Annotated in this window: 23 protein-coding genes; 18 read left to right on the plus strand and 5 right to left on the minus strand. The window is 59.1% G+C overall.

Annotation, left to right across the window (positions count from 1 at the left end; genetic code table 11):
• Positions 1-74: 74 nt before the first annotated feature.
• Positions 75-440 (minus strand): arsenate reductase (glutaredoxin), encoded by a 366-nt coding sequence (arsC, locus tag J2D73_RS08235; protein WP_207881109.1) that lies wholly within the window; start codon positions 438-440, stop codon positions 75-77.
• A gap of 189 nt (positions 441-629) precedes the next feature.
• On the opposite strand from arsC, the gene J2D73_RS08240 reads away from it, so the two are divergent.
• Positions 630-2,468: an adenine deaminase gene (locus J2D73_RS08240; RefSeq protein WP_207881110.1), complete on the plus strand. Its 1,839-nt coding sequence runs from the start codon at positions 630-632 to the stop codon at positions 2,466-2,468.
• A 168-nt stretch (positions 2,469-2,636) separates the two neighbouring features.
• Entirely contained in the window at positions 2,637-2,840 is a 204-nt protein-coding gene (locus J2D73_RS08245) for a cold-shock protein (RefSeq protein WP_026396591.1), read from the plus strand.
• An 11-nt stretch (positions 2,841-2,851) separates the two neighbouring features.
• On the opposite strand, the gene J2D73_RS08250 is transcribed toward J2D73_RS08245, so the two are convergent.
• On the minus strand, positions 2,852-3,133 hold the full coding sequence (locus J2D73_RS08250) for a hypothetical protein (protein ID WP_207881111.1): 282 nt from the start codon (positions 3,131-3,133) through the stop codon (positions 2,852-2,854).
• A 302-nt stretch (positions 3,134-3,435) separates the two neighbouring features.
• Between J2D73_RS08250 and groES the strand changes: the two genes are divergently transcribed.
• From groES to J2D73_RS08310, 12 genes are all read left to right on the plus strand, one after another.
• Entirely contained in the window at positions 3,436-3,729 is a 294-nt protein-coding gene (groES, locus tag J2D73_RS08255) for a co-chaperone GroES (protein ID WP_026396590.1), read from the plus strand.
• Between the two features lie 60 nt (positions 3,730-3,789).
• Entirely contained in the window at positions 3,790-5,430 is a 1,641-nt protein-coding gene (groL, locus tag J2D73_RS08260; RefSeq protein WP_207881112.1) for a chaperonin GroEL, read from the plus strand.
• A 332-nt stretch (positions 5,431-5,762) separates the two neighbouring features.
• Positions 5,763-7,166 carry an aminotransferase-like domain-containing protein gene (locus tag J2D73_RS08265; protein WP_207881113.1) on the plus strand — a complete coding sequence of 468 codons (1,404 nt, stop codon included), beginning with the start codon at positions 5,763-5,765 and terminating at the stop codon, positions 7,164-7,166.
• A gap of 340 nt (positions 7,167-7,506) precedes the next feature.
• Positions 7,507-7,989 (plus strand): MSMEG_0572/Sll0783 family nitrogen starvation response protein, encoded by a 483-nt coding sequence (locus tag J2D73_RS08270; RefSeq protein WP_207881114.1) that lies wholly within the window; start codon positions 7,507-7,509, stop codon positions 7,987-7,989.
• Positions 7,990-8,013: 24 nt separating this feature from the next.
• Positions 8,014-8,988: a Nit6803 family nitrilase gene (locus J2D73_RS08275; protein ID WP_207881115.1), complete on the plus strand. Its 975-nt coding sequence runs from the start codon at positions 8,014-8,016 to the stop codon at positions 8,986-8,988.
• Positions 8,985-10,094, plus strand: coding sequence for an MSMEG_0568 family radical SAM protein (locus J2D73_RS08280; protein ID WP_207881116.1), 1,110 nt, complete (start codon positions 8,985-8,987; stop codon positions 10,092-10,094). Before J2D73_RS08275 ends, J2D73_RS08280 begins: the two co-directional genes overlap by 4 nt.
• Complete coding sequence (locus J2D73_RS08285) at positions 10,091-10,654, plus strand: MSMEG_0567/Sll0786 family nitrogen starvation N-acetyltransferase (RefSeq protein WP_243429771.1); 564 nt, start codon at positions 10,091-10,093, stop codon at positions 10,652-10,654. The genes J2D73_RS08280 and J2D73_RS08285 overlap by 4 nt, the downstream gene beginning before the upstream one ends.
• Positions 10,654-11,625, plus strand: a complete 972-nt coding sequence (locus tag J2D73_RS08290; RefSeq protein ID WP_207881146.1) for a sll0787 family AIR synthase-like protein — start codon at positions 10,654-10,656, stop codon at positions 11,623-11,625. The genes J2D73_RS08285 and J2D73_RS08290 overlap by 1 nt, the downstream gene beginning before the upstream one ends.
• The gene (locus J2D73_RS08295; protein WP_207881118.1) at positions 11,622-12,797 is read left to right on the plus strand and encodes an MSMEG_0565 family glycosyltransferase; all 1,176 of its coding nucleotides are present in this window, start codon (positions 11,622-11,624) and stop codon (positions 12,795-12,797) included. Before J2D73_RS08290 ends, J2D73_RS08295 begins: the two co-directional genes overlap by 4 nt.
• Positions 12,790-13,077: an MSMEG_0570 family nitrogen starvation response protein gene (locus tag J2D73_RS08300; protein ID WP_207881119.1), complete on the plus strand. Its 288-nt coding sequence runs from the start codon at positions 12,790-12,792 to the stop codon at positions 13,075-13,077. Before J2D73_RS08295 ends, J2D73_RS08300 begins: the two co-directional genes overlap by 8 nt.
• 14 nt (positions 13,078-13,091) lie before the next feature.
• A complete protein-coding gene (locus J2D73_RS08305; RefSeq protein ID WP_207881120.1) occupies positions 13,092-14,339 on the plus strand; it encodes an MSMEG_0569 family flavin-dependent oxidoreductase in 1,248 nt (415 codons plus the stop codon).
• 16 nt (positions 14,340-14,355) lie between these two features.
• Complete coding sequence (locus tag J2D73_RS08310; RefSeq protein ID WP_207881121.1) at positions 14,356-16,182, plus strand: AMP-binding protein; 1,827 nt, start codon at positions 14,356-14,358, stop codon at positions 16,180-16,182.
• A 365-nt stretch (positions 16,183-16,547) separates the two neighbouring features.
• On the opposite strand, the gene J2D73_RS08315 is transcribed toward J2D73_RS08310, so the two are convergent.
• Both J2D73_RS08315 and J2D73_RS08320 read right to left on the minus strand, forming a co-directional pair.
• A complete protein-coding gene (locus J2D73_RS08315) occupies positions 16,548-16,898 on the minus strand; it encodes a VOC family protein (RefSeq protein ID WP_207881122.1) in 351 nt (116 codons plus the stop codon).
• A gap of 60 nt (positions 16,899-16,958) precedes the next feature.
• Positions 16,959-17,645 (minus strand): HTH domain-containing protein, encoded by a 687-nt coding sequence (locus tag J2D73_RS08320; RefSeq protein WP_207881123.1) that lies wholly within the window; start codon positions 17,643-17,645, stop codon positions 16,959-16,961.
• 159 nt (positions 17,646-17,804) lie between these two features.
• On the opposite strand from J2D73_RS08320, the gene J2D73_RS08325 reads away from it, so the two are divergent.
• The 4 genes from J2D73_RS08325 (at position 17,805) to J2D73_RS20725 (ending at position 20,620) form a co-directional block, all read left to right on the plus strand.
• Positions 17,805-17,945: a hypothetical protein gene (locus J2D73_RS08325; RefSeq protein ID WP_207881124.1), complete on the plus strand. Its 141-nt coding sequence runs from the start codon at positions 17,805-17,807 to the stop codon at positions 17,943-17,945.
• A 46-nt stretch (positions 17,946-17,991) separates the two neighbouring features.
• Positions 17,992-18,432, plus strand: coding sequence for an NUDIX hydrolase (locus J2D73_RS08330; protein WP_207881125.1), 441 nt, complete (start codon positions 17,992-17,994; stop codon positions 18,430-18,432).
• Between the two features lie 191 nt (positions 18,433-18,623).
• Positions 18,624-19,349, plus strand: coding sequence for a class II aldolase and adducin N-terminal domain-containing protein (locus J2D73_RS08335; protein WP_207881126.1), 726 nt, complete (start codon positions 18,624-18,626; stop codon positions 19,347-19,349).
• Positions 19,350-19,810: 461 nt separating this feature from the next.
• Positions 19,811-20,620, plus strand: coding sequence for a 2OG-Fe(II) oxygenase (locus tag J2D73_RS20725; RefSeq protein WP_207881127.1), 810 nt, complete (start codon positions 19,811-19,813; stop codon positions 20,618-20,620).
• Positions 20,621-20,729: 109 nt separating this feature from the next.
• On the opposite strand, the gene J2D73_RS08345 is transcribed toward J2D73_RS20725, so the two are convergent.
• Positions 20,730-22,424, minus strand: coding sequence for a M3 family oligoendopeptidase (locus tag J2D73_RS08345; RefSeq protein WP_207881147.1), 1,695 nt, complete (start codon positions 22,422-22,424; stop codon positions 20,730-20,732).
• Between the last annotated feature and the right edge of the window lie 379 nt (positions 22,425-22,803).

Consider the following 22,803-nt stretch of genomic DNA (forward strand, 5'->3'; position numbering starts at 1 on the left):
TGGCGGGGTTCCACGGGCTTCCGCCGCGAAGCCTTCCCCCGCTTTGCGATTTCTCCACGCGTGATGTTGTGAGATCAGGCGGCGGGCAGAATCTCCGTTAAAATGTCTGCCGGACGGCACAGGCGCACGCCGAGGGGCGTCTCGACTATTGGGCGGTTGATCAGCACAGGGTGCGCCAGCATCGCGTCCAGAAGCTCCTCTTCTTGGATGTCCGCGCGACCGAGGTTCAGTTCTTCCGCCAGAGCCTCCTTCGTCCGAAGCAGGCCTTTCAGCCCGACGCCGCTGGATCGGCCGAGACTGAGCAATGTCTCACGATCTGGCGGGGTTTTCAGATACTCAACGACGCGAGGAGAGAGACCTTCCGCACGTAGCCTTTCCAGCACCGTGCGGGACGTCCCGCAGCGGGGGTTGTGATAGATGGTGACTTCAGTATCAGGCATGTTCAGATCCGGGGTAGCCGCCATCCGGTCAAAGTCGGGTGAGGCGGGGCGGGAACGATGACAGAAGGGAGGCGGCTGCAGAGCACGTCGCCCGTTGTCGGCGGCCTTTTGGGCCTATCATGAAAATCATCACGCGCCATGACGTGAGAATAGCAGACAGGTCGCATCAGACCTGATTATGCTCGCTCTATGAGCACACAGCACAACCCGATCCGCCCCTCGCTCCTGACGCGCTTTTCGGTCGATCCCCTCCACACGATGACGCGTCGGCTGGCGGCTGTCGCGTCGGGACGCGCCGCTCCGGATCTGGTGCTGACCGGTGCGCGGATATTGTCCACCTATTCTGAGAGAATGCTGACGGACCGTGAGGTCTGGATCAGCGGCGGCCGGGTCGCGGCGATAAAGCCAGCGGGAAGCTGGCGGGTGACCGGACATGCTCCCGGCGTCGTCAGGGACGTGCAGGGCGGGATCTTGGCCCCCGGCCTCGTTGACCCGCATCTGCATATTGAAAGCAGCATGATGACGGCCTGCGCCTATGCGGAAGCAGCGCTGCTCAATGGCACGACGACAATTTTTTGTGACAGTCATGAAATTGGCAATGTCGCGGATGTCGCGGGCGTCGAATGGATGCTTGAGGACGCGCGTCAGGCGCCGTTGAACGTGTTCCTGACCGTGCCAAGCACCGTGCCGGCGACGTCGCCCCAGTGCGAGACGGCAGGCGGAGACCTGACGCCGGAGAAGATCGGCGGAATTTTTGATCGCTGGCCGGAGGCGGTCGCGCTGGGCGAGAAAATGGACTTCGTGCCGCTTTGCCTCGGCGATGAACGCAGCCATGCGATCGTCGCGGAGTCGCTGAAGCGCGGTCGACCAGTCAGCGGCCATGTTTATGGACGGGAGTTCGTAGCGGCGTACGCCGCCTCCGGCGTGACGGACACGCATGAGGCGATCACCGGCGAGATCGCTGACGATCTGATAGAGGCTGGCGTGTGGGTCTTTCTGCGCGGCGGACCGCCGACGACGCCCTGGCATTCGCTGCCGCAAGCGATTCGGGCGGTTACGGAGATGGGAGCGTCGCCGAAACGGATCTGCGTATGTACCGATGACCGCGACGCTGACGACCTGTTTCTGTTCGGTCAGGATTGGGTGGTGAGGCAGGCTGTGGCGGCGGGCCTCTCGCCGGAGGTGGCGTGGAGCATGGGATCGCTGCATGGCGCGACCCGCTTTGGCATGGAAAACGATATCGGCGGACTGGGCGGGGGACGCCGCGCCGATCTGGTGCTGCTTAACGATGCGCTGGAGGTGCAGGACACCTGGTATGGTGGCGTTCCGGTCGTTGAACATAAAAAGATCACGCCAGTTCTCGACCGACAGCTTTCGGAGGCGCGTTATCGTTACCCGGACGCGGCCTACCGCACGGTAATTCTGCCGGAAATCGGCGCGTTGACGCCGGAGTTGCCCGCCGGCCCATGCCGCGCCAACGTGATCGGCGTTGGCGCGCAGGGCGAAATCCCGCTGAAGCATGAGGTTCTGGAACTGGCTGAGGCGCGTGCGTGGGAGCCCGTTCTGGACGCGCATGATCTTTGTTTCGTGACCATTCTCGAGCGTCATGGGCGCAATGGCGGCGTCGCGCACGGCTTGCTGCGCGGGTTCGGTTTGACGGAGGGGGCCGTAGCCAGCAGCGTGGGGCATGACGCCCACAACATTATCGTCGCCGGGCGGCATGAAGCGGACATGCGCCTGGCGGTGGAGACGATCCGCGATGCGCGCGGCGGCGTGGCGGTCGTGTCCGGTGGGCAAGTGAAGGCGCTGGTGGCCCTGCCGATAGCGGGGCTGCTGTCGGATGAGCGCGGCGGGGTGGTGGCGGCGCAGACTGAAGTCCTGAAGCGTGAATGGAGCGCTTTGGGTTGCACTCTGCCATATATGGGCTTCAATCTTATTCCATTGTCGGTCATCCCCGAGATACGCATTACCGATCGGGGGCTGATTACGGTGCCAGCGATGGAGCAGATTCCGCTTTTCGAAAAATGACCTCTGTCGGCCGAATGTTAAGGTGGTAACCAAACGCGGCTTGACAGCGTTGTTTCTTCCATGAGCGGATGCTGAGGGCTCTGTCGGTGGTTTTCCGCGGTGATCAGGGTGAGCTGCCGTTGTGTGATGTAAGACGCCTGCGGCGGATGAGAAGGAAAGAACAGTAAGATGCCAACCGGTACCGTGAAATGGTTCAACGCCACCAAGGGCTTCGGCTTTATCGTTCCCGACGAAGGCGACAAGGATGTGTTCGTTCACATCACAGCGGTGCAGGCGGCCGGACTTCGGGGTCTCGTTGAGGATCAGAAGCTCAGTTTCGACCTGGTGACCGAGCGCGGAAAAGTCGCGGCCACGAATCTGCAGTTGCTCTAAAAGGGGCGCCGTCAGAGGCGGCATTCCGCCGTTCGGGGCGCCAAGCCTTTGGGGGGAGCGCGGTCCTTACATATGCCGTCGATATGGTCGGCGGCATTGTAGTAGACGTCCCGATAGTCCACGGCGACGGACGCCGAAGGCGGAAATGAGAGGCGGCTCCCCGCACTCATTTCGTCGCGAGGCACGGCGGATAGGCGTCGTGCTCCTGCGCCGTTCGCGAGGGTCAGCCCTGCCTGATTTTTGACTTGAGGCAGGACGACTACAGTATGTGGCGCCTGTTTGCTGAGCGGCATGACGGGGTGTCGACGCCGTTTCATTGCTCGTGCAGCGCAATCAAAATTTCATGCTGGGTCAGGTCGAGCGAAACGCGCGAGCGCGATCAGTAAATTTTTAAATAAATTCAATAAAAACAGACACTTATCTTCGTCGATAAAAATCATCCACGATCCTTGACAGGGCCGGGGGGCGATCCTATCTCAATCGTGGCACTCCCGGGGTGGGAGTGCTAACGCACCGCGGCGTTAAGCGCGTGGCAAACGGTGGCGTTGCTTGATTCAAGAGGGCGCCGCCCCAGATATATGTGGAGCGATCCATAATGACGAAATTTCGTCCCCTGCACGATCGTGTGGTGGTCCGTCGCCTGACGGGTGAAGAAAAGACGGCTGGTGGGATCATCATTCCCGACACCGCAAAAGAAAAGCCGATGGAAGGCGAGATCATCGCTGTTGGCTCCGGCGCTCGTAACGAGCAGGGCCAGATCGTGGCTCTGGACGTCAAGGCTGGCGACCGCGTCCTGTTCGGCAAGTGGTCGGGCACCGAGGTCAAGATCGACGGTGAAGACCTGCTCATCATGAAGGAAAGCGACATTCTGGGCGTGATCGCCGCCTGAACAAGGCAGGCTTCAGATCCCCCGTACTGATCGCTTTTAATCCTCACAGGAGAAGAAACTATGGCTGCCAAGGACGTAAAGTTCGGCGGTGAAGCCCGCCAGCGCATGCTGCGCGGCGTGGATATCCTTGCTGACGCAGTGAAGGTGACGCTTGGCCCGAAAGGCCGCAACGTCGTGCTCGACAAGAGCTTCGGCGCGCCGCGCATCACGAAAGACGGCGTTTCGGTCGCGAAAGAGATCGAACTTGCTGACAAGTTCGAGAACATGGGCGCACAGATGCTGCGCGAAGTGGCCTCGAAGACCAACGACGTGGCTGGCGACGGCACCACGACGGCGACCGTTCTGGCTCAGGCCATCGTTCGTGAAGGCGCGAAGGCTGTCGCGGCTGGCATGAACCCGATGGATCTGAAGCGCGGCATCGACAAGGCTGTTGCGGCTGTCGTTGAAGAGCTGAAGAACAACACCAAGAAGATCACGACCCCGGCCGAGACGGCCCAGGTCGGCACGATCTCCGCAAACGGCGAGCATGAAATCGGAGAGATGATCTCCAAGGCCATGCAGAAGGTCGGTTCGGAAGGCGTGATCACGGTTGAGGAGGCCAAGGGCCTTCACACCGAACTCGACGTCGTCGAGGGCATGCAGTTCGATCGTGGTTACATCTCCCCGTATTTCATCACGAATGCGGAGAAGATGATCGCGGATATGGAAAACCCCTATATCCTGATCCACGAGAAGAAGCTGTCTTCGCTTCAGCCGATCCTGCCGCTGCTCGAGGCTGTTGTGCAGTCCGGCCGTCCGCTGGTCATCATCGCTGAAGACGTCGATGGCGAAGCTCTGGCGACGCTGGTCGTCAACAAGCTGCGTGGCGGTCTGAAGATCGCTGCCGTGAAGGCTCCGGGCTTCGGCGATCGTCGCAAGGCGATGCTGGAAGACATCGCGATCCTGACCGGCGGTCAGGTCATCAGCGAAGACCTCGGCATCAAGCTTGAGAGCGTGACGCTCCCGATGCTCGGTCGCGCCAAGAAGGTGCACATCGAGAAAGAGAACACCACGATCGTTGAGGGCGCTGGCGAAGGCGACGACATTAAGGGTCGTTGCAACCAGATCCGCGCTCAGATCGAGGAGACCTCTTCCGACTACGATCGTGAGAAGCTCCAGGAGCGTCTTGCGAAGCTCGCGGGCGGCGTCGCGGTCATCCGCGTCGGCGGCTCGACGGAAGTCGAAGTGAAAGAGCGCAAGGACCGCGTCGACGACGCGCTGCACGCAACCCGCGCGGCTGTCGAAGAAGGCATCGTTCCGGGCGGCGGCACGGCTCTGGCTCGCGCTTCTGCGGCTCTTGGCCACCTGCACTTCCACAACGAAGACCAGAAGGTCGGCGCGGAAATCATCCGCAAGGCCCTTCAGGCTCCGCTGCGTCAGATCGCTCACAACGCTGGTGAAGACGGCGCCGTGATCGCTGGCAAGGTGCTCGAGTCCAGCGACTACGCTTACGGCTTCGATGCGCAGCTCGGCGAGTACAAGGATCTGGTGTCGGCTGGCATCATCGACCCGACCAAGGTTGTCCGTACGGCTCTGCAGGATGCGGCTTCTGTCGCTGGCCTGCTGATCACGACCGAAGCCATGGTCGCCGAGAAGCCGGAAAAGAAGGCTCCGCCGATGCCGGGTGGCGGCATGGGCGGCATGGGCGACATGGATTTCTGATCCAGTCGAACATACGGTTCCGAAGAGGGGAGGGCGATTTCGCCCTCCCTTTTTTTATGGCGATTATTGCGCGCGCGAACGCGATTACCTTCTGCTTTGCCGTGGTGATGGCGACAAATTATTTGCGCAATAAAAGCAAATGAAATTTCTAACGGGTCACTAGTATTTTTATCGAATTTATCGGCTTCGGGGCACGAAGGTTCGCGGCTCCGCGTCGATGTCGCCCAACGTAGGTCGGCGCACTGGATTGCATATTTAGAAGACGGGTGATTGCACTAATTGTATGGTGCTTTGCGCAGGCAATATGTGCCAAATGTATGGAATTTCGTCACATGTCATCTGAAATTTATCTGACTCATTGGAAAGATGAAATCAGTCGCAGTCCCAACTCAATTTATCTGACGATCGTTGACGCGCTGGCGCTGTCCATCCGAAAGGGCGATTTGCGCGAGGGCGACAGACTGCCGCCGCAGCGAACGATTGCGGATTACCTTGGCACGAACCTTACCACCGTGACGCGCGCCTTCACGGAGGCTCGTCGTAGAGGGCTCATAGACGCCACGGTCGGTCGCGGGACCTTCGTCCGGGTGGGGGCAGGCGAAAGCCATTGGCGACATACCGGTCCGGCCGTGGTCGATCTGACCATGAACCTTCCCCCCATTCCGCAAGATCCGCCGCTTCAGCGCATGATCCAGAACGATATTACGGCTCTTCTGAAGCAGCAGGACCTGAACAGCCTGATGTCCTACCGGGTTACGGGCGGCACGATCGAGGAGCGTCAACTCGGCGCCAAATGGATCGCTCCTGCCATAGGGCAGCGGCGGACAGACGAAATTCTGGTCACGCCAGGCGCTCAGAGCGCGCTTGCGGCAATTGTGAGCACACACACGCAGCCGGGAGACGTCATTGTCACCGACCGCATCGCTTATCCGGGAATTCGGACGATCGCGGCTCAGTTTGGTCTCATTCTCGTCGGCGTAGACAGCGACGTCGAAGGCATGGCGTCTGAGCAACTCGATCAGGTCTGCGCTCAGCATCACCCTCGGCTGCTGTACTGCATCCCGACAATTCACAATCCGACAACGGCCACGATGTCTCTTCAAAGACGCAAGGATATTCTTAAAGTTGCTCAACGTCACCATCTTCACATTGCGGAAGACGACCCTTACAGCCTGTTGATGAACGACCCGCTACCCGCGCTGGCGGCGCTCGACCATAGTCGTGTCAGCTATATCGCGACGCTCGCCAAGACGCTCAGCCCGGGCCTGCGCACTGCTTATGTCGCTCTTCCCAATGCGGATATGACCCGGCGCGTCACCGCCGCGATCCGTGCGATCGTGCTCACCAACGCCGGGTTGCTGAGCGCGCTTGCAGTGCGCTGGATGCAGACCGGGCAGGCCCACACGATTCTGCACGCTATTCAGAGAGAGCTGCGTCTTCGTCAGTCGATCGCCCGTAAGGTTTTGGGTGATCAGCACTGTATGAATCCCGATGGACCGCATGTCTGGCTGAAGCTTCCAGATTGGTGGGGGAGTGCGGACTTTGTGGCTTATGCCCGCAGACGAGGATTGGCGCTTGTCCCGAGCACTGTGTTCGCCATCAGCGGCGAACCTCCACAGCGTGCCCGTATCGCTCTGGGCAGTGCGCCGGACGCCGCCAGCCTTGAGGAATCTCTTCACGGGGTCTTGTCTATCTTGCAACACAAGCGCTCTCCCGGCTTCGCTGATATTGTGTGACCGGCTTATTGCGAGCGGAACCGGTCAAATCGCTCAACTCTGCGGTTGATCCGAGCGAGCGGAAAAAAATCAAGAAAGCACCGTGTTCACGAATTCGTGATAAAAAAAATACGTTGAAACAACAGTTTATAAGAATTGCGATAGATTGTATGGTGTTTAATTCCTTATTGTATGTCAATGTTCATGCGAAATTGTGATGTTCATTTTGCATTGATTTTATTGTACCGATCTTAGTGTCCATACAAGATTTTGCCGTAGAATTTTCCCGTGTCACGTTTGCTTCGGCAACGCGGTCGGCCCCGGCGCTTCGCCGGAGACCGCATTACACGGGAGAAATGTCATGCCAAAAGTCGAGCACGCTCCGCATAAAGATGGTGATTGTTTCGTCAATTATGAAAACAAGGTTTTCGAGGACGTCAAAGCGCAGCCCGGCGAGAAAGCGCTCGTCACTTTCCATACCATGGCCAACGAGGGTTCGGTTGGGTTCGTAAATCTTCTTCAGGCTACACGTCTGATTCGGAAGGGATTCGAAACGTCGGTATTGCTGTACGGACCGGGCGTCACCCTTGGCGTGCAGCGCGGCTTTCCCCGTCTTGGTGACGAGGCCTTTCCGGGGCACATGAACTGCAACAACCAGATTGCGAAAATACTTGAAGAGGGCGGAAAAGTTTACGCCTGCCGTTTCGCGCTTCAGGCTCTATACGGTTACGGCGAACAAAATCTGATCCCGGGCATCACGCCGATCAACCCGCAGGATGTACTCGACATCATCCTACTGGCCCGGCGAGACAACGCTTTCATCCTCAATACCTGGACTCTCTGAGGTCGGAAGGGAGGACCGCAAGCCATGTCACGCATCATTCGAGCCGCTGCTATTCAGATCAGCCCCGTCCTGGGTGACGACGGTCTGGGTACCGCCCGGAAAGTCTGTCAGGCCATTCGTGACGCCGCTGGAAAAGGTGTGAAGCTGGCGGTCTTTCCTGAAACCTTTGTGCCTTATTACCCCTATTTCTCGTTCATCCAACCCGCTTTCCGCTTCGGCGGAGAGCATCTGGAGCTTTACGAACGCGCGGTTGTCATTCCCGGCCCGGTTACGGACATGGTGGCTGAAGCCGCCCGTGATACGGGCATGGTCGTCGTGCTGGGCGTGAATGAGCGCGATTTCGGCACTCTATACAACACACAGATCATTTTCGACGCGACGGGAGACATCCTGCTCAAGCGGCGAAAAATCACGCCTACCTACCATGAGCGTATGGTCTGGGGGCAAGGCGACAGCGCCGGCCTTAAAGTTGTCGAAAGCGCCGCCGGACGTATCGGGGCTCTGGCGTGCTGGGAGCATTACAATCCGCTCGCTCGTTATGCGCTGATGACCCAGCACGAGGAGATTCACTGCGCCCAGTTCCCGGGTTCGCTGGTGGGCCAGATCTTCGCTGACCAGATGGAGGTGACCATCCGACATCATGCGCTGGAATCCGGCTGCTTCGTGGTGAACGCCACCGGATGGCTCACGGAAGAACAGATCAAGGAAGTGGCGCGTGACCCGGCGCTTGAAGGGCCGCTGCGTGGTGGGTGTTTCACCGCCATCGTTTCACCGGAGGGCAAACTCCTTGGCGCGCCGCTGACGGAAGGCGAGGGGATGGTGATCGCCGATCTCGACTTCGCCCTGATCACCAAACGCAAGCGGATGATGGATTCAGTGGGGCATTACGCACGTCCGGAGTTGCTCAGCCTGCTTCATGACCGGCGTCCGGCCCGAACTGTTCGCTATCCCGATGCTGACGCGAGACTTTTCTCTTCTGATGACGAGGTCACACAATGACCGTCCCGACGCTTGGCACGATCTCCGGCCGTAAGCTTCTCACCGATCTGCAATCGTTTGGTTTGCAAATTGGTGACGATGTTGGCGGCATAGCCCGTAAGGGCGGGGCTGGCCCTTCTGATCACAAGACGATCACTATCGCCGGCCAGACCATCATGGTCCCGGTCTATACGTCCGGCGCCCGTCGTTCTCCGTTTCAGGCGAGCCCGCCGGATCAACGCGGGGCCAGTACACTCGTGCGTGACGGTCAGGCTCTCGGCACAATTCACTTTCCGACCGCCCCGCGCTTCTACGGCCTGTCCACGGCGGACGGCGTTCCTTATTGGAAAATCGCTCTGCTGCACGGGCGTGATACGCTGGCTACCACAGTGCATCAGACCTGCATCCGCTACGCCGACAGAAGAACGTCGTGCCAGTTCTGCGCCATCGGTCAATCTCTGGCAGCCGACAGGACGATCGCCTACAAAACGCCTGCGCAGCTCGCCGAGGTCGCCAAAGCGGCGGTCGAGCTGGATGGCGTGCGAGACATGGTGCTTACGACCGGCACGCCCAACGTGATCGACCGTGGGGCCGCAGTGCTGGCGGAGTCCGCCCGCGCCATCAAGGCGGCGGTTGACCTGCCGCTTCAGGTGCAATGCGAGCCGCCGCGCGATCACGGCTGGTTCCAGCGTCTGCGCGATGCGGGCGCGGACAGTCTGGGCATGCACCTTGAAGCGGCAACGCAGGCCGTGCGTGAAAAGATCATGCCGGGCAAAGCCACAGTCAGCGTCGATCGCTACATGGACGCGTTCGCCAGCGCCGTTCCCATCTTCGGGCGCGGGCAGGTCAATACCTATATTTTGGCCGGTCTGGGAGACGGCGTCGAAGACATTCTGGCTCTGGCTGAGCGTCTGATCGCGTTGGGGGTTTATCCCTTCGTCGTGCCGTTCGTGCCGATTTCTGGAACGCCTCTGGAAAATCACGCTCCACCTTCGAGTGATTTTATGAAGTCGGTTCTGGCTCCGCTGGGACGCATGTTGCGAGAGGCCAACATGAAATCCACCGACATCCGCGCGGGATGTGGTCGTTGCGGCGCCTGTTCCTCGCTCTCGGCCTACGAACAATGAGCATGGACCTCGTAGATGTAGAAGAGCGCCCGTTCGTGCCCACGGAATACGTCGTGCGGCTTGCCCGGACGCCGTGGGAGCGCGCAGGCTATTACGCTTTACGTCGAGAAGTGTTTTGCGAAGAGCAACGTGTTTTCTCGGGCGACGATCGCGATGTTGTGGATGAAATCGCCATTCCCATCGTCGCCGCCTGCTGCATGGCGGGAATGCCGGATCGGGTTGTAGGCGCGGTACGCATCCATGAACCCGAACCCGGCGTCTGGCGCGGTTCCCGTCTGGCGGTACACGAAGACCACCGGAGACTGGGGCGGATCGGCGCCGAACTTATCCGAATGGCGGTTAGCACGGCGCACGGGCTTGGAGCCAGCCAATTTCTTGCGCAGGTTCAGGAACAGAACGTGCTCTTCTTTCGTCGCCTGCATTGGAAAAGTCTTGGGGAGGTCACGTTGCATGGCCTGCCTCACCACGACATGGAGGCGGATCTCTCACGCTATCCGGCTCATGAGCAGGACCAGACATGGTTGTTGCGCCCGCAACCCAGAACCCGGCAGGTGGCGTAATGACGCGCGAACTCGCCACCCTGCTGCGCACGCTGCGCCAAAGTCGTGCGCTCGCGGCCAAAGAGGACATTGCAGAGGTGGCGGCGATCCTGAACCCTGCGAGCCGCGAGGCTGTCCGCCTGGGCGACGATTGCGCCGCGATACCGGATGGCGATGGTTATCTCCTGTTGGCCAGCGAAGGTTTTCAGGACAGCTTTGTTCGCGCCATGCCGTGGTTTGCCGGGTATTGCGGCGTGATGGTCAACGTCAGCGACATCACAGCTATGGGTGGTCGTCCGATGGCAGTGGTGGACGCTCTGTGGAGCGACACGTCGGAGGCAGCCGCCTCCATTCTGGCCGGTCTGCATGACGGAGCCGGCGCTTACGGCGTGCCTGTTGTCGGCGGGCATACCAACATGCGTAGCTCTCATAACTCGCTTTCGGTAGCGATCCTTGGTCGTGCACGTCATCTTCTCACCAGCTTCGACGCCCGACCAGACGAGGTTCTGATCGCTGCAATCGATCTGCGTGGCCGCTGGCATGATCCACATCCGTTCTGGGACGCAAGTTCTTCTCTACGCGGCGTCGAGGGGGCGGCCCGTCTGCGGGGCGACATCGAAATTCTTCCCTCTATCGCCGAGGACGGTCTGAGCCGTGCAGCCAAGGATATCAGTATGGCCGGGTTGCTAGGCACTGCGCTCATGCTGGCTGAGTGTTCAGGGGTTGGCATGACCATCACACTTGACGACATTCCGCGTCCCGAGAGCGCTTCGATGGAACGATGGCTGTCCGCCTTCCCAAGCTATGGCTATCTGTTGACGGCCCGCCCTGATGATGCGGAGGAGATCATGGCCCGGTTTCACGGGCGCGACATAGCGGCGGCGGTCATCGGTCGTTGCGACAGCACGCTGCGGCTCGACGTCACATGGGACGGAGAAAAAGGAACTTACTGGGATCTCGCTCAAACGCCGCTCATGGGGTTTGCGCCATGATGCTCTCGATAGGAATCCTAACCCACTCGACCAACCCACGCGGCGGCGTGGTGCACGGCATGGCGTTGGCGGAAGCTCTCTGCGACGCCGGGCACGAAGTGACCCTGATTGCGCCGGATGCGACTGGAGCAGGTTTCTTCCGCACGCCCCGTTGCGCCACACGCTGCATCCCGGCGAAACCCGTGGCGGAGCTTCCGGCGCTGGTGGAACGCCGTATCGAAGAGATCGCCGAAGCATTGCGGGACGATGGGCGTTTCGATGTATTGCACGCGCAGGATCCCATAAGCTCCAACGCGCTGGCGGATCTGGCGACGGAAGGGCGGATCCCGGGATTTGCCCGAACAGTCCACCATCTGGACCGTTTCTCTCATCCCGGTGTCGCAGCCCGACAGAGACGGGGAGTTACGGCCGCGACCGAACTTTTCACGGTCAGTCAAATGTGGAGGGACACTCTTCTTGCCGAATATGGGCGGGAGGCGCCCGTGGTGGGAAACGGCGTCGATCTGGAGAAATTTTCTTCGGAGCCAGTTCTTAGAGACCACGATGTTCGTGAATGTTACGGACTTCCGCAGGACGCTCGCCTCATTCTCTCGATTGGCGGGGTGGAGCGTCGCAAGAACACGCTTGTTCTCCTCGAAGCGTTTGAGATTCTGCATCGGGAGAACCCGAGCCTGCATCTCGTGATTGTCGGCGGCGCCACGTTGCTGGACCATTCCGATTACCGCCGCTTTTTCGATGAACGCGTTCGGACCACTGGACTTGCCGATGCAGTAACCGTGACCGGTGTCGTCGCGGATGACGATATACCCGCGTTTTACCGGCAATCTTCCGTTCTGGCCTATCCCTCGCAGACGGAAGGCTTTGGTCTGTGTCCGCTTGAGGCGCTCGCATGCGGGATACCGGCGGTGACGCCCGCCGCACCGCCGTTCACAGAACATCTTCACAGTCTTGAGGCGTTCTGGTGTCTTCCGGATCGGCCTGAGACACTCGTTTGCGCGTTGCGTGAGGCTCTCAGCGCCCGGAGTCCGGCCCGTTTTCAGGTCAGCGGCCCCGCAACGGCTCGTCGCTTCGATTGGCGCAGCGTGGCCAATCGTCATCTCCCCGCATACCGACGTCTGGCGGCGCTGTCACGCGCGAGCGTCCTTGCTCAGGAGCTACACAATCATGCCTGAAATGATTTTCCGCGTGCGCTGGCCAGACGGAAAGGAGACTGATTGTTACTCCCCGTCTCTGGTCATACGCGACCATTTCGAACCTGGGGAAGATTACCCGATCCACGAATTTCTTGAAAAGGCGGACGTCGCCCTGACGGAAGCGAGCGAACGGGTTCGCGTGCGTTACGGCTTTCCTTGCAGCCGTGCGCTTGGCCAGCTTCACGCAATTCGGCAGGCTGGCGCCCCTTTTCTAAATCTGCCTGATGCGCAAGTGCGCATCCTCTCCTTTGGATTCTGAAACGGAATATTATCATGACACAGAAAGAAAAATTCATCCCAGTGATCGTCGTCGGTGGCGGACAGGCCGGTCTGTCAATGAGCTGGTATCTCTGCCAGGAGAAAGTCGAGCACATTGTCTTTGAGGCGAAGACGGCGTGTCATTCATGGGACGATGAACGTTGGGACAATTTCTGCCTTGTCACCCCTAACTGGCAGTGCGCGCTTCCGGGGCATCCTTACAAGGGGAATGATCCGCACGGCTTCATGGTGAAGCAGGAAATTATCGATTATGTAAAAGGCTTCGTTGAGTCATTCAATCCGCCCCTGTGTGAGCACACTGCAGTCACCTCCATCACCCGCCATGAAGGTGGCGGCTACCGCGTGGCGGCTGGTGGCGACGTCTGGCGCGCGCGGCACGTCGTGATCGCGTCGGGCGCATATCAGGACGCAGTAATACCGGGTTACGCGAGCGCGATAGATTCTTCGATATATCAGGTTCATTCACAGGACTATCGGAACGCCGCGCAATTGCCGGACGGAGCCGTGCTGGTGGTGGGAAGCGGCCAGTCGGGCGCGCAGATTGTCGAAGACTTGTTTCTGGAAAAACGTAAGGTCCATTTGTGCGTCGGATCGGCGCCCCGCGTCTCTCGGTTCTATCGTGGACGCGACGTAGTGGACTGGCTCGCCGATATGCAGTTTTATGATCTGACGGTCGACAATCATCCTCTGCGTGACGGTGCGCGCGATAAGACCAATCACTATGTCACTGGTCGAAACGGTGGCCACGATCTTGATTTGCGCCTTTTTGCGAAAGAGGGGGTGGGGCTGCACGGCACGCTGGATACCATCGGCGACGACATGGCGCATTTTCTTCCAGATTTGAAAGAGAATCTCGATGATGCGGACAAGACGAATTCGGACATAAAGAAATCCATAGACGCCTACATCGTCCGCGAAGGCGTCGATGCACCAACGGAAGCGCCCTATGTCCCGTTGTGGGAGCCGGATGCGAATAATGCGCCGCTGGATCTGAAGGCTGCCGGAATCACCTCGATCGTCTGGTGCATCGGCTTTCGCCCTAACTACCGCTGGATCGATGTGCCGGTCTTTAACGGAGCCAACAAACCTGTGTGGCGCCGGGGCGTGACGGATGCACCGGGATTCTACTTCCTCGGGCTGCCGTGGCTGCATACATGGGGGTCCGGACGCTTCTCCGGCGTTTCTCGCGACGCTGCGTGGTTGGCCAGTCAGATCACCGGCAGGGACATTCCCGTAGCCTGAGTGGAGGGTGCACGCCATGCCGCCATGGGCGACTTATGAAGCGATGTATGACGCGGCTTCAGGCCAGCCAGATTTGTTCTGGCTGGATGCGGCTCGACGCGTCACATGGGAGCAGGAGCCTGCGATCGCGCACCGCGCGCGGGCGGACGGCTGGCGTGACTGGTTTCCGGGCGCGACGCTCAACACCTGCCACAACGCCGTGGATCGGCATGTGGAAAGTGGACGCGGCGACCAAGCGGCGCTGATCTGGCATTCCTGCGCGACGAGGGAACGGCAGATCGTGACCTACCGGGAACTGCAGCGCCGGGTGGCAGGATTTGCCGGTGGTTTGCGCTCGCTAGGGGTAGGCAAGGGGGATCGGGTCCTGATCGCCATGCCGACGATGATCGAGACGGCTGTCGCAATGCTGGCGTGCGCGCGGATCGGCGCCGTGCATGTGGTGGTTTTTTCCGGTTACGGAGGGCCTGAACTTGCTCGCAGGATTGATGACGTGGCCCCGAAAGTCATCATCATCGCCAGTTGCAGTTTTCAAGGACAGACGGCAGTTCCGTCGGCGCCTGGCTTGAACGAGGCGCTCGCCGGGGCCGTTCACAGGCCGCAGGCCTGTGTGATCGTGCAGCGCGAGGGCTGTGCGGCCTCGCTGCTGCCGGTGCGCGATCATGACTTTCATGTGCTGGAGCAGTCGGCGCCTGTAAATCCAGTCATGCTTAGATCCGAAGACCCGCTCTATATCCTTCATACATCCGGAACGACCGGCAATGCGAAAGGCATTGTGCGGGATAATGGGGGACACGCCGTGGCGCTCGCCCTGTCGATGGAACTGATTTATGGGTGCAGTCCGGGTGATACGTTCTTCACGACATCGGATCTAGGCTGGGTCGTTGGTCACTCCTACGGCATCTACGCGCCTCTGATCAGCGGTTGCACCAGCGTGATCGTCGAAGGCGGAGCGTCGGCTTGCGCCATTAGCGCTCTCTGTCATGAACACAAGGTAAAATGTTTGTTCACCACTCCGACCCAGATGCGGCTCATGCGACAGGAGAGTCGTCGCCAGCCACAAGCGATACTGCCTGCGCTGGCTCGCATTTTCGTAGCTGGAGAGTATGCCGATCCGACGTTGCTTGAGTGGGCGCGGGCGTATTTTCAGAAGCCGGTTGTCAATCACTGGTGGCAGACGGAAACTGGCTGGAGCATCACCGCGCATTTTTTCGGTCTGCCCGAGCGTGAACCTGCTTCGCTAAAAAATGACATCGGGCGGCCTGCGCCGGGATTCAGTCCGGTGATTGCACCATCCGAAACGGATGAACAATGCGGCGAGATTCTTCTGTCTCTGCCGCTGCCACCCGGTTGTCTGGCGGGGGTCTGGAAGGAAAGGGCGATCCATGTTCCTGCGGCGTATCTGGATGAGAGCGGCATGTATTACCGCACCTTCGATGAAGGCATGATCGAGGCCTCGCGCGCCGTCCATATGCTCGGGCGTTCGGACGATGTCATCAAAGTCGCCGGTCGCCGAATCTCGGGCGTGCAGATCGAGAAAATCATCGCCGCTCATCCCGGCGTTCACGCTTGCGCCGTAGTGGCGGTTGCTGACGAGTTGAGAGGACAGCGCCCAGTCGCCTATGTTGTGGCGAATTCTGATCTGGATTCTCCACCCCCTGTCGAAATTATTGTTGGACACGTTCATCAGGCGCTTGGTCGATGGGTTGGCCTTAAAGAAGTTCGATTTGTAAAGCGATTGCCTACAACGATATCAGGGAAAATTACCCGTAAATCTCTCAGTGTATTCTGTTGTGCGGCAAGCGAGGGTGAAGGCTCTTTGGTGCGGAATGTCTCTGCCGCGTAGAATTCAAGGTACGAGATAACTCCTGTGGAACCTTACCACAGCCGACTCATTCATTTCATTAATTCACTTAAATCTGGGGGTGTTTCGGGGTTGTATTTTCATGGCTTCGGCCTTTGCTTCTATTTGCAAAAATGCGTTTTCAGGGGCAGACTTTACTTCTGCCCCCCCCCCCCAACACACAATGTTCTCGTTTACGAATAATGTAATGTTGTTTTGAATCACTACATCACATTCGACTTAAACCGCGACGCCGGGTGTTTCGCGTCTGGAGCTTCTTTTGAAACGCTTTGCGGAGATCCACGTCACTTATCGGCGTGGCATAATGCGACTGCTTGACGGGCTGGTTGTGGCCCATAGAGCGTCGTTCATGCAGCCGCCGGGCGAAACGCGCGGAGGCGGTGCCCGTCTGGATCCTCCACCACGACATTGCGGCCAAACGCCATATCGGTCGGCGGCTGAATCACCGTGTATCCTGCTTCGATCCACAGCTTGTGAACCGCGTCGGGGTCTTCCGTTGTGAGCGTGATCTCACTGTCGGCGCCCGCTGGTAAGGCGTTCTCTCGATTCCATAGGCCGAGGCGGCCGCCGTCTGGCAGATTGAAGAGCACGAAGCCCGGCGCAAGCCAGACTGGCTCAACCCGCAATAGGGTATGATAGAAATCGGCGCTGGCGGCAGGATTGTCCACATAGAGAATAGTAGAGGTTGAGAGAAACACGGGTCGGTCTCCTGATGATTGGAACGACGTCCATCTGGAGGAGGTGAGAGACAGTTTCTGTCAGTAGGGTATGGAGATTCCTTTTCGCGCGCGCCATTCGGCCAGCAGAATGCGTCGCCGTCGCGGGTAACGCTCGCTACCCGGCACGGCGCTCTCGATGCGGTCCAGTCGGAAATGTCGGAAGTCTGCGCGTTTTTCGCACCATGCGGCCAACATCTCGGAGGTCTCGAAGAAGCCGATGGCGACAGGCCAGATCGTGCGTTCGGTAGCGTTTCCTTCTTTGTCCGTGTAACACAGGGACAATTTCATCTCATCGCGGATCGCCTGTCGAATGACCTTGAGGCAGGGCGTTTCGTTCCGCCCGGGCGGTCCGGCGAGCATGCCGCTGGTTTCGACTTCGTGCGCGTGCGTATCTGGCAGGACCGCCGAAATCTTGGCGAGCGCGTCGGCCGCCGCCCGTTCCAGATCTTCGTCGTCGCGGTGACGGACGAGGCGCAGGCCGAGAATCAACGCATCCAGTTCATCGTCGGTGAAACGCAGGGGTGGGAGAAGATATCCTCGTCGGAGCACGTAGCCGACGCCAGCCTCCCCCTCTATCGCAGCGCCTTGCGCGATCAGCGTGCCGACGTCGCGATAGATCGTGCGCGCCGAAACGCCCAGTTCACTTGCGAGCGTGGCGGCGGTAACGGGGTAGCGACGACGGCGCAGGGCCTGAAGCAGGTCTAGCAAGCGGCTGGCGCGGGACACTGCGACGATTCTCCGGCGTGATGATAGTTATGGGGGCGTTTGTATTCGCTCGTCTGGTGTCGTGGATAGGCCCTGTTGGTTCGGCGCGACTGTCACGTCGGCCCGGATTGGTCGTTCGTGCCGACGGCGATGTTTGCTGACTGCTCGCGGGCGATACGCTTGCAGTCAGATCAGGCCCTGTCGGATTGGACTGGCAGTATAAGGGTGGCGAAGAACCCGGTTGCGGCGGCGTGGCATACGGCTCCGCGTGGGATCGCTGTGGCCGAGAATGTGCTGCGGCTTCTTTTCTGGACGCAGTAGTCGTATCGATGATCATTGTCCCGAATCACAGAGGATTTTTCTGTTTATGAGTGATCTTGCCGCGCCAGTCATACAAATCGCCGCAGCAGTCATAGACGATGGCGCAGGGCGCCTGCTCGTGGTCAGGAAAGCCGGATCGAGCTGGTTTATGCTTGCTGGCGGGAAAATCGAGAAGGGAGAGCTGCCTGTTGACGCGCTCAAGAGGGAGTTGGCGGAAGAGGTCGGGTTTGTCGCGGACGACCGCTCGCTCACGCCGTTGGGCTCTTTTTCCGCTCCAGCGGCTAATGAGGCCGGGGCGATCGTGACGGCGGAACTCTTTCATTTTCGTACGGCGCAAACGGCGAAGGTTTCGGCCGAGATTGCGGAGGCGCTTTGGGTGACCGCGTCGGATGCGACCTCGCTTCCGCTTGCGCCGCTCATGGTGAGCCATGTTTTGCCTCTGCTCGCAGCAAGGGGGATTTCGTCTGGCGATTGCGCAGGTGGATGAAGGGAGGCCTGACGGCGGGTAAGATCCGAGGTGGACGTGACGTCAGGTTTCGAAGCTTGTCGCTGCCACAACAGGACGTCGCGCACATATTTTGACGAAGCCTGACCCATAAAAACCCTGTTTGTCCCGGACAGGCGTCCTGGTCATGGTTCGACGTCGAAACAACAGCCACGCACAGGAGTACCGACGCGATGACCGATGAGCAGCGTATCAGAATAGATCTCGCGGCGGCGTTTCGGATCACGGCGAAGCTGGGTCTGCATGAGGCGGTGGCGAATCATTTCAGCGCCGCCGTCTCTGAGGACGGACGCTGGTTTCTGCTCAACCCCAAATGGAGACATTTTTCGCGTATCCGCGCGAGCGATCTTGTGTTGCTGGATGCAAACGACCTCGCGTCCAGCCGTCATCCCGATATCGATCCGACCGCCTGGTCCATTCACGGCCAGATTCACCGTTTGCTTCCCAAGGCGCGGGTTGTGATGCACCTGCATCCCATCCACGCAACGACGATCGCTTGCCTCAAAGACCCCACAATTCTGCCGATAGAGCAAAATTCCGCGCGCTACTTCAATCGCGTTGCTCAAGACACGAACTACGGCGGCATGGCTGATACGGTGGCGGAGGGTGAGCGGCTGGCGCACCTGCTGGGTGATCGGTCACGCCTGATGATGGGCAACCATGGCGTGTTGGTGACGGCGGAGAATGTTGGAGAGGCCTTCGACGACATCTACACCCTTGAACGCGCCTGCCAGATTCTGGCGAACGCTTATGCGACCGGACAGCCGTTGAAAATCCTGGATGCAGATGTCGCGGAAAAGACCGCACGCGCGTGGGAAGGGATAACTGATTTCTCCCGCGAACATTTCGCAGAAATGAAACGTATTCTTGACGTCGAGGATCCGTCATACGCGACGTGACTTTAACGATCCAATTTTGAGATATTTTATAAATATTGTATATTTTTCAGTATGTTATATTTAACAAATTATTAACGTGAAATTGATATTAACGATATTTTGTTATAAAGCTTGCGCTCGATGCGTTGAGAAGCTTATGGGTTGTTCAGACATCGTTCGGAAACGAACAGGAACTCAGAGATCGCCTCCTTGAGTGTTGGCTCTGAAATTCCTGTCCATTCCGAATGTAATCTGGTGCCTGAAGTGTATATTTCAGTAAATCGAGAGCGCAGTCGACTTTGTTTCTTCTTGTATATGAAAATATAAAGCGTGTGCGTACGTAGTACTTGATGTTGTTGCTTTTGTAGCGGCTGAAAGTCCGCTGGCGGCGGGTTGTCTCCCTGCGCATTGTTTTGTTCTCGTCGCGGAAGAAATGATTTGTGATGGTTGCGACGATCGGAAAGGAGGAAGGCGATTTGCCCGTGACCACCGATTGGCGTTCACCGACTACCGACACGCTGGAGCAATGGCGGCGTTCGTATAGAGACGCTGTGCCGTTCCCGCATCTGGTTATCGACGATTTCTTTGAACGAAGCCTTCTTTCGTCCGTCAATTCAGACGCTTCGTCGGCTCCGCGCGCGGATTGGACGTCTCATCATACGGCGCTTCAAAACAAGCGCATGCTGGACGACCCGGTGTCGCTTCCTGAAGAAATTGCGCGATATTTTCGCGCTGTGTACTCGGCGGAATTTATCACGCTTATGGAGCGGGTGACGGGGGTAGGCCCTCTTCTCCCCGATTTCAGTCTCTATGGCGGCGGGTTGCATGAAGCTGGCGTACACGGACACTTTGAGGTCCATGTCGATTTCCAGCGCCATCCGACGACGGGGATGAGAAATCGTGTGGCGCTTATTACTTATCTCAATGAGGGGTGGACGGAAGAAGACGGTGGCAAGCTTGAGCTATGGAACCTGAAAGAGCGCAAGTGCTACGTCAGGGTGGCGCCGATCATGGGGCGGACGCTGATCATGGGACAGTCTCAGGATGCGGCCCACGGATATCCGGCCCCGCTTCCGGAAGGTCGGACGAGGCGAGCGCTGATCGCGTATTTTTATACAGAAAGCGATGATCCGGTGGAGATCGGTAGCCAGAATACTCACTATCTGGAGCGTCCCGGACTTCCGCCATCCAGAAGGGCGCTCATCGCTCTGCGGCGTATGTTGCCCACGCCCGTGGTCAAGGCCCTTCGCGTCGGTCTGACTGGGGTGCTTGGGCTAAGGGAGCGGCGTTAGCGTCGTCCCGGTCGCGTAACCTGTCTGATCGGACAGGCTGCGCGTAGATCCGAGCCGGTTTAGGGCGGCGAGAGTGAGATTCGCCTGACACCCCTCAGGCGGACGGTTTTTAAAGTCGATCCTCCATGCCGGGTGTGTCGAGAAATTGCGCTGCTTCCCTGACGACATCCGCTAGGGCGCCGGGGGTGAAGGGTGAGATTAGACCGGCCTCCGCGATCAACGCAGTGAACGCGGCAGATCCGCCGCGCGCGCACAGGCCTTCATACGCGGTCGTCGCAGCAGCCTCGTCCCGCCGCGACAGCAACCAAATCTGCATCGCGCAGCAGAGCGCGAGCGTATAATCAATGTAATAAAAGGGTGATTTGTAAATGTGACCCTGCGCCTGCCACCGTCCGCCCGCAGCGGGATAGCTCAGATCGCCGTAATCGCGCCATGGCATGTATTGCTTTTCCAGATCTCGCCAGAGCGCATGGCGTTCCGCAGGGAGCATGTTCGGATTGGCGAAAATTTCATGCTGAAAATGATCGACGCAGACGCCATAAGGCAGAAAGCTGAGTGATCCGATCAGATGCATGCGGCGGAAGCGATCGGCGGCGCCGTCTTCGACCATCAGTTCCATATGCGGCCAGGTCAGGAATTCCAGCCCCATGGAGTTGATTTCCGCCGCCTCCATCGTCGGCCATAATTCGTCAACGCCATGCTGGTCGCGGCTGCGCCAGTTCTGGTACGCGTGGCCCATCTCGTGCGTGAAGACGTTGATGTCGCCATGCGTGCCGTTGAAATTGGCGAAGATGAACGGCATCCCGACATTCGGGAACGACGTGCAGAACCCGCCGCCCGCCTTGCCGTCGCGGTTTTTAAGATCGAGATAGCCGCCTTCAACCATGTCGCGGAAGAAGGGACCAAGTCCGCCCGACATCCTGTCAAACATGGTCTGCGCGCGCGCGATCAGCAGATCGTAATCCCCGGCAGGCTTCGGATTGCCGAGCGCGTCGATGAAGTTCTCGTCCCAGTAACGCACGGCGTCCCAGCCCATCTCCACACGGCGGTCTTCCAGAATCCGTGCGACAAGCGGCGTGACATGGGCGCGGACATCGTCCCTGAAACGTGCGACTTCTGTCGGGCCGTAATCGACCCGGCGCATCCTGCGATAGCCAAGTGGCGTGTAGGTGTCGAAACCCAACGTCGTAGCCATTCCGTGGCGCAATTTCACGAGACGATCGTAAAGATCGTCCAGCGTCGCGCCATTTTCCGCAAAAAAGGCCCAGCGTGCCGTCTCGGCCTCGTGCCGTACTGCGCGGTCCGGGTTCTCCAGCCATGGCGCAAGGCCAGACAGATTGACCGTGGCGTCCCCGATCGTGATCCGCGCCGAGGCAAGCAAGGCGGTGTATTCACCGGAAAGCCGTGCTTCTTCCTCAAGCGCCGCTTCAATGCGGGTGTCAAAGGTGGTGACGTCGCTCTCCCACAGCTTGGTCACATGCGGCCCGACCAGATTCACCAGCCCTGACCGATCCACGTCGTTCAGAAGCCGCTTCTTGATCGCGACCTCATGCGCGGTGGCCTTGGGGCCGATCTTGTCCGCGTAATCGCGCTCCGCCTTGGCGGTCTCGTCCGTCGTGTCCTGAGAAAAGCGCAGATAAGCGAGCGAGGCCCAGCTTTCCAGCGTCCGCCGCTCCGTATCGAAACGGGCGAGCGCGCCAGCGAGGTCGCCCGCGTCCAGCAGGGAGACGACGGCGCCGAAGCCTTCGTCGAGGCTGGCTTCCGTGGGGCGGGGAAAGGTGAGGGAGGGGAAGGTCGGGATCATCCCGCCATGCTGACATCGCTCCGGGTTGCCGTCCACTGCGGGTTTATTTGATTCCGGGCGGGCGTGGAGTTTTATCACCCGTTCCTTGGTGAGGGTGCTCTGGCGTGATTGGTCGTGGGTCTGCTTGGGGGGGGGGGGGGGGAGCGGAATGTCTGGTTTCGGATGGGAACTGGAAAAACCGGACATTCGTTTGGTAGTTCTATTTATAATTCCTACTCGATTGTTGATGAGTATACATTAAATATATAAATCATATAGTTATGCGATCGCATAACAAGAATGCCATGAATAATACCAAATTTGTATCCAGGAACGGTTGGGTGCTCAGAGCCTGTTTGGAAAATCGGTCTGATGTGATTCAAGCTCTGGATGTGGACGC

This window comes from Acetobacter sacchari (assembly GCF_017377715.1).
In the GTDB taxonomy this organism is placed as follows: domain Bacteria; phylum Pseudomonadota; class Alphaproteobacteria; order Acetobacterales; family Acetobacteraceae; genus Acetobacter; species Acetobacter sacchari.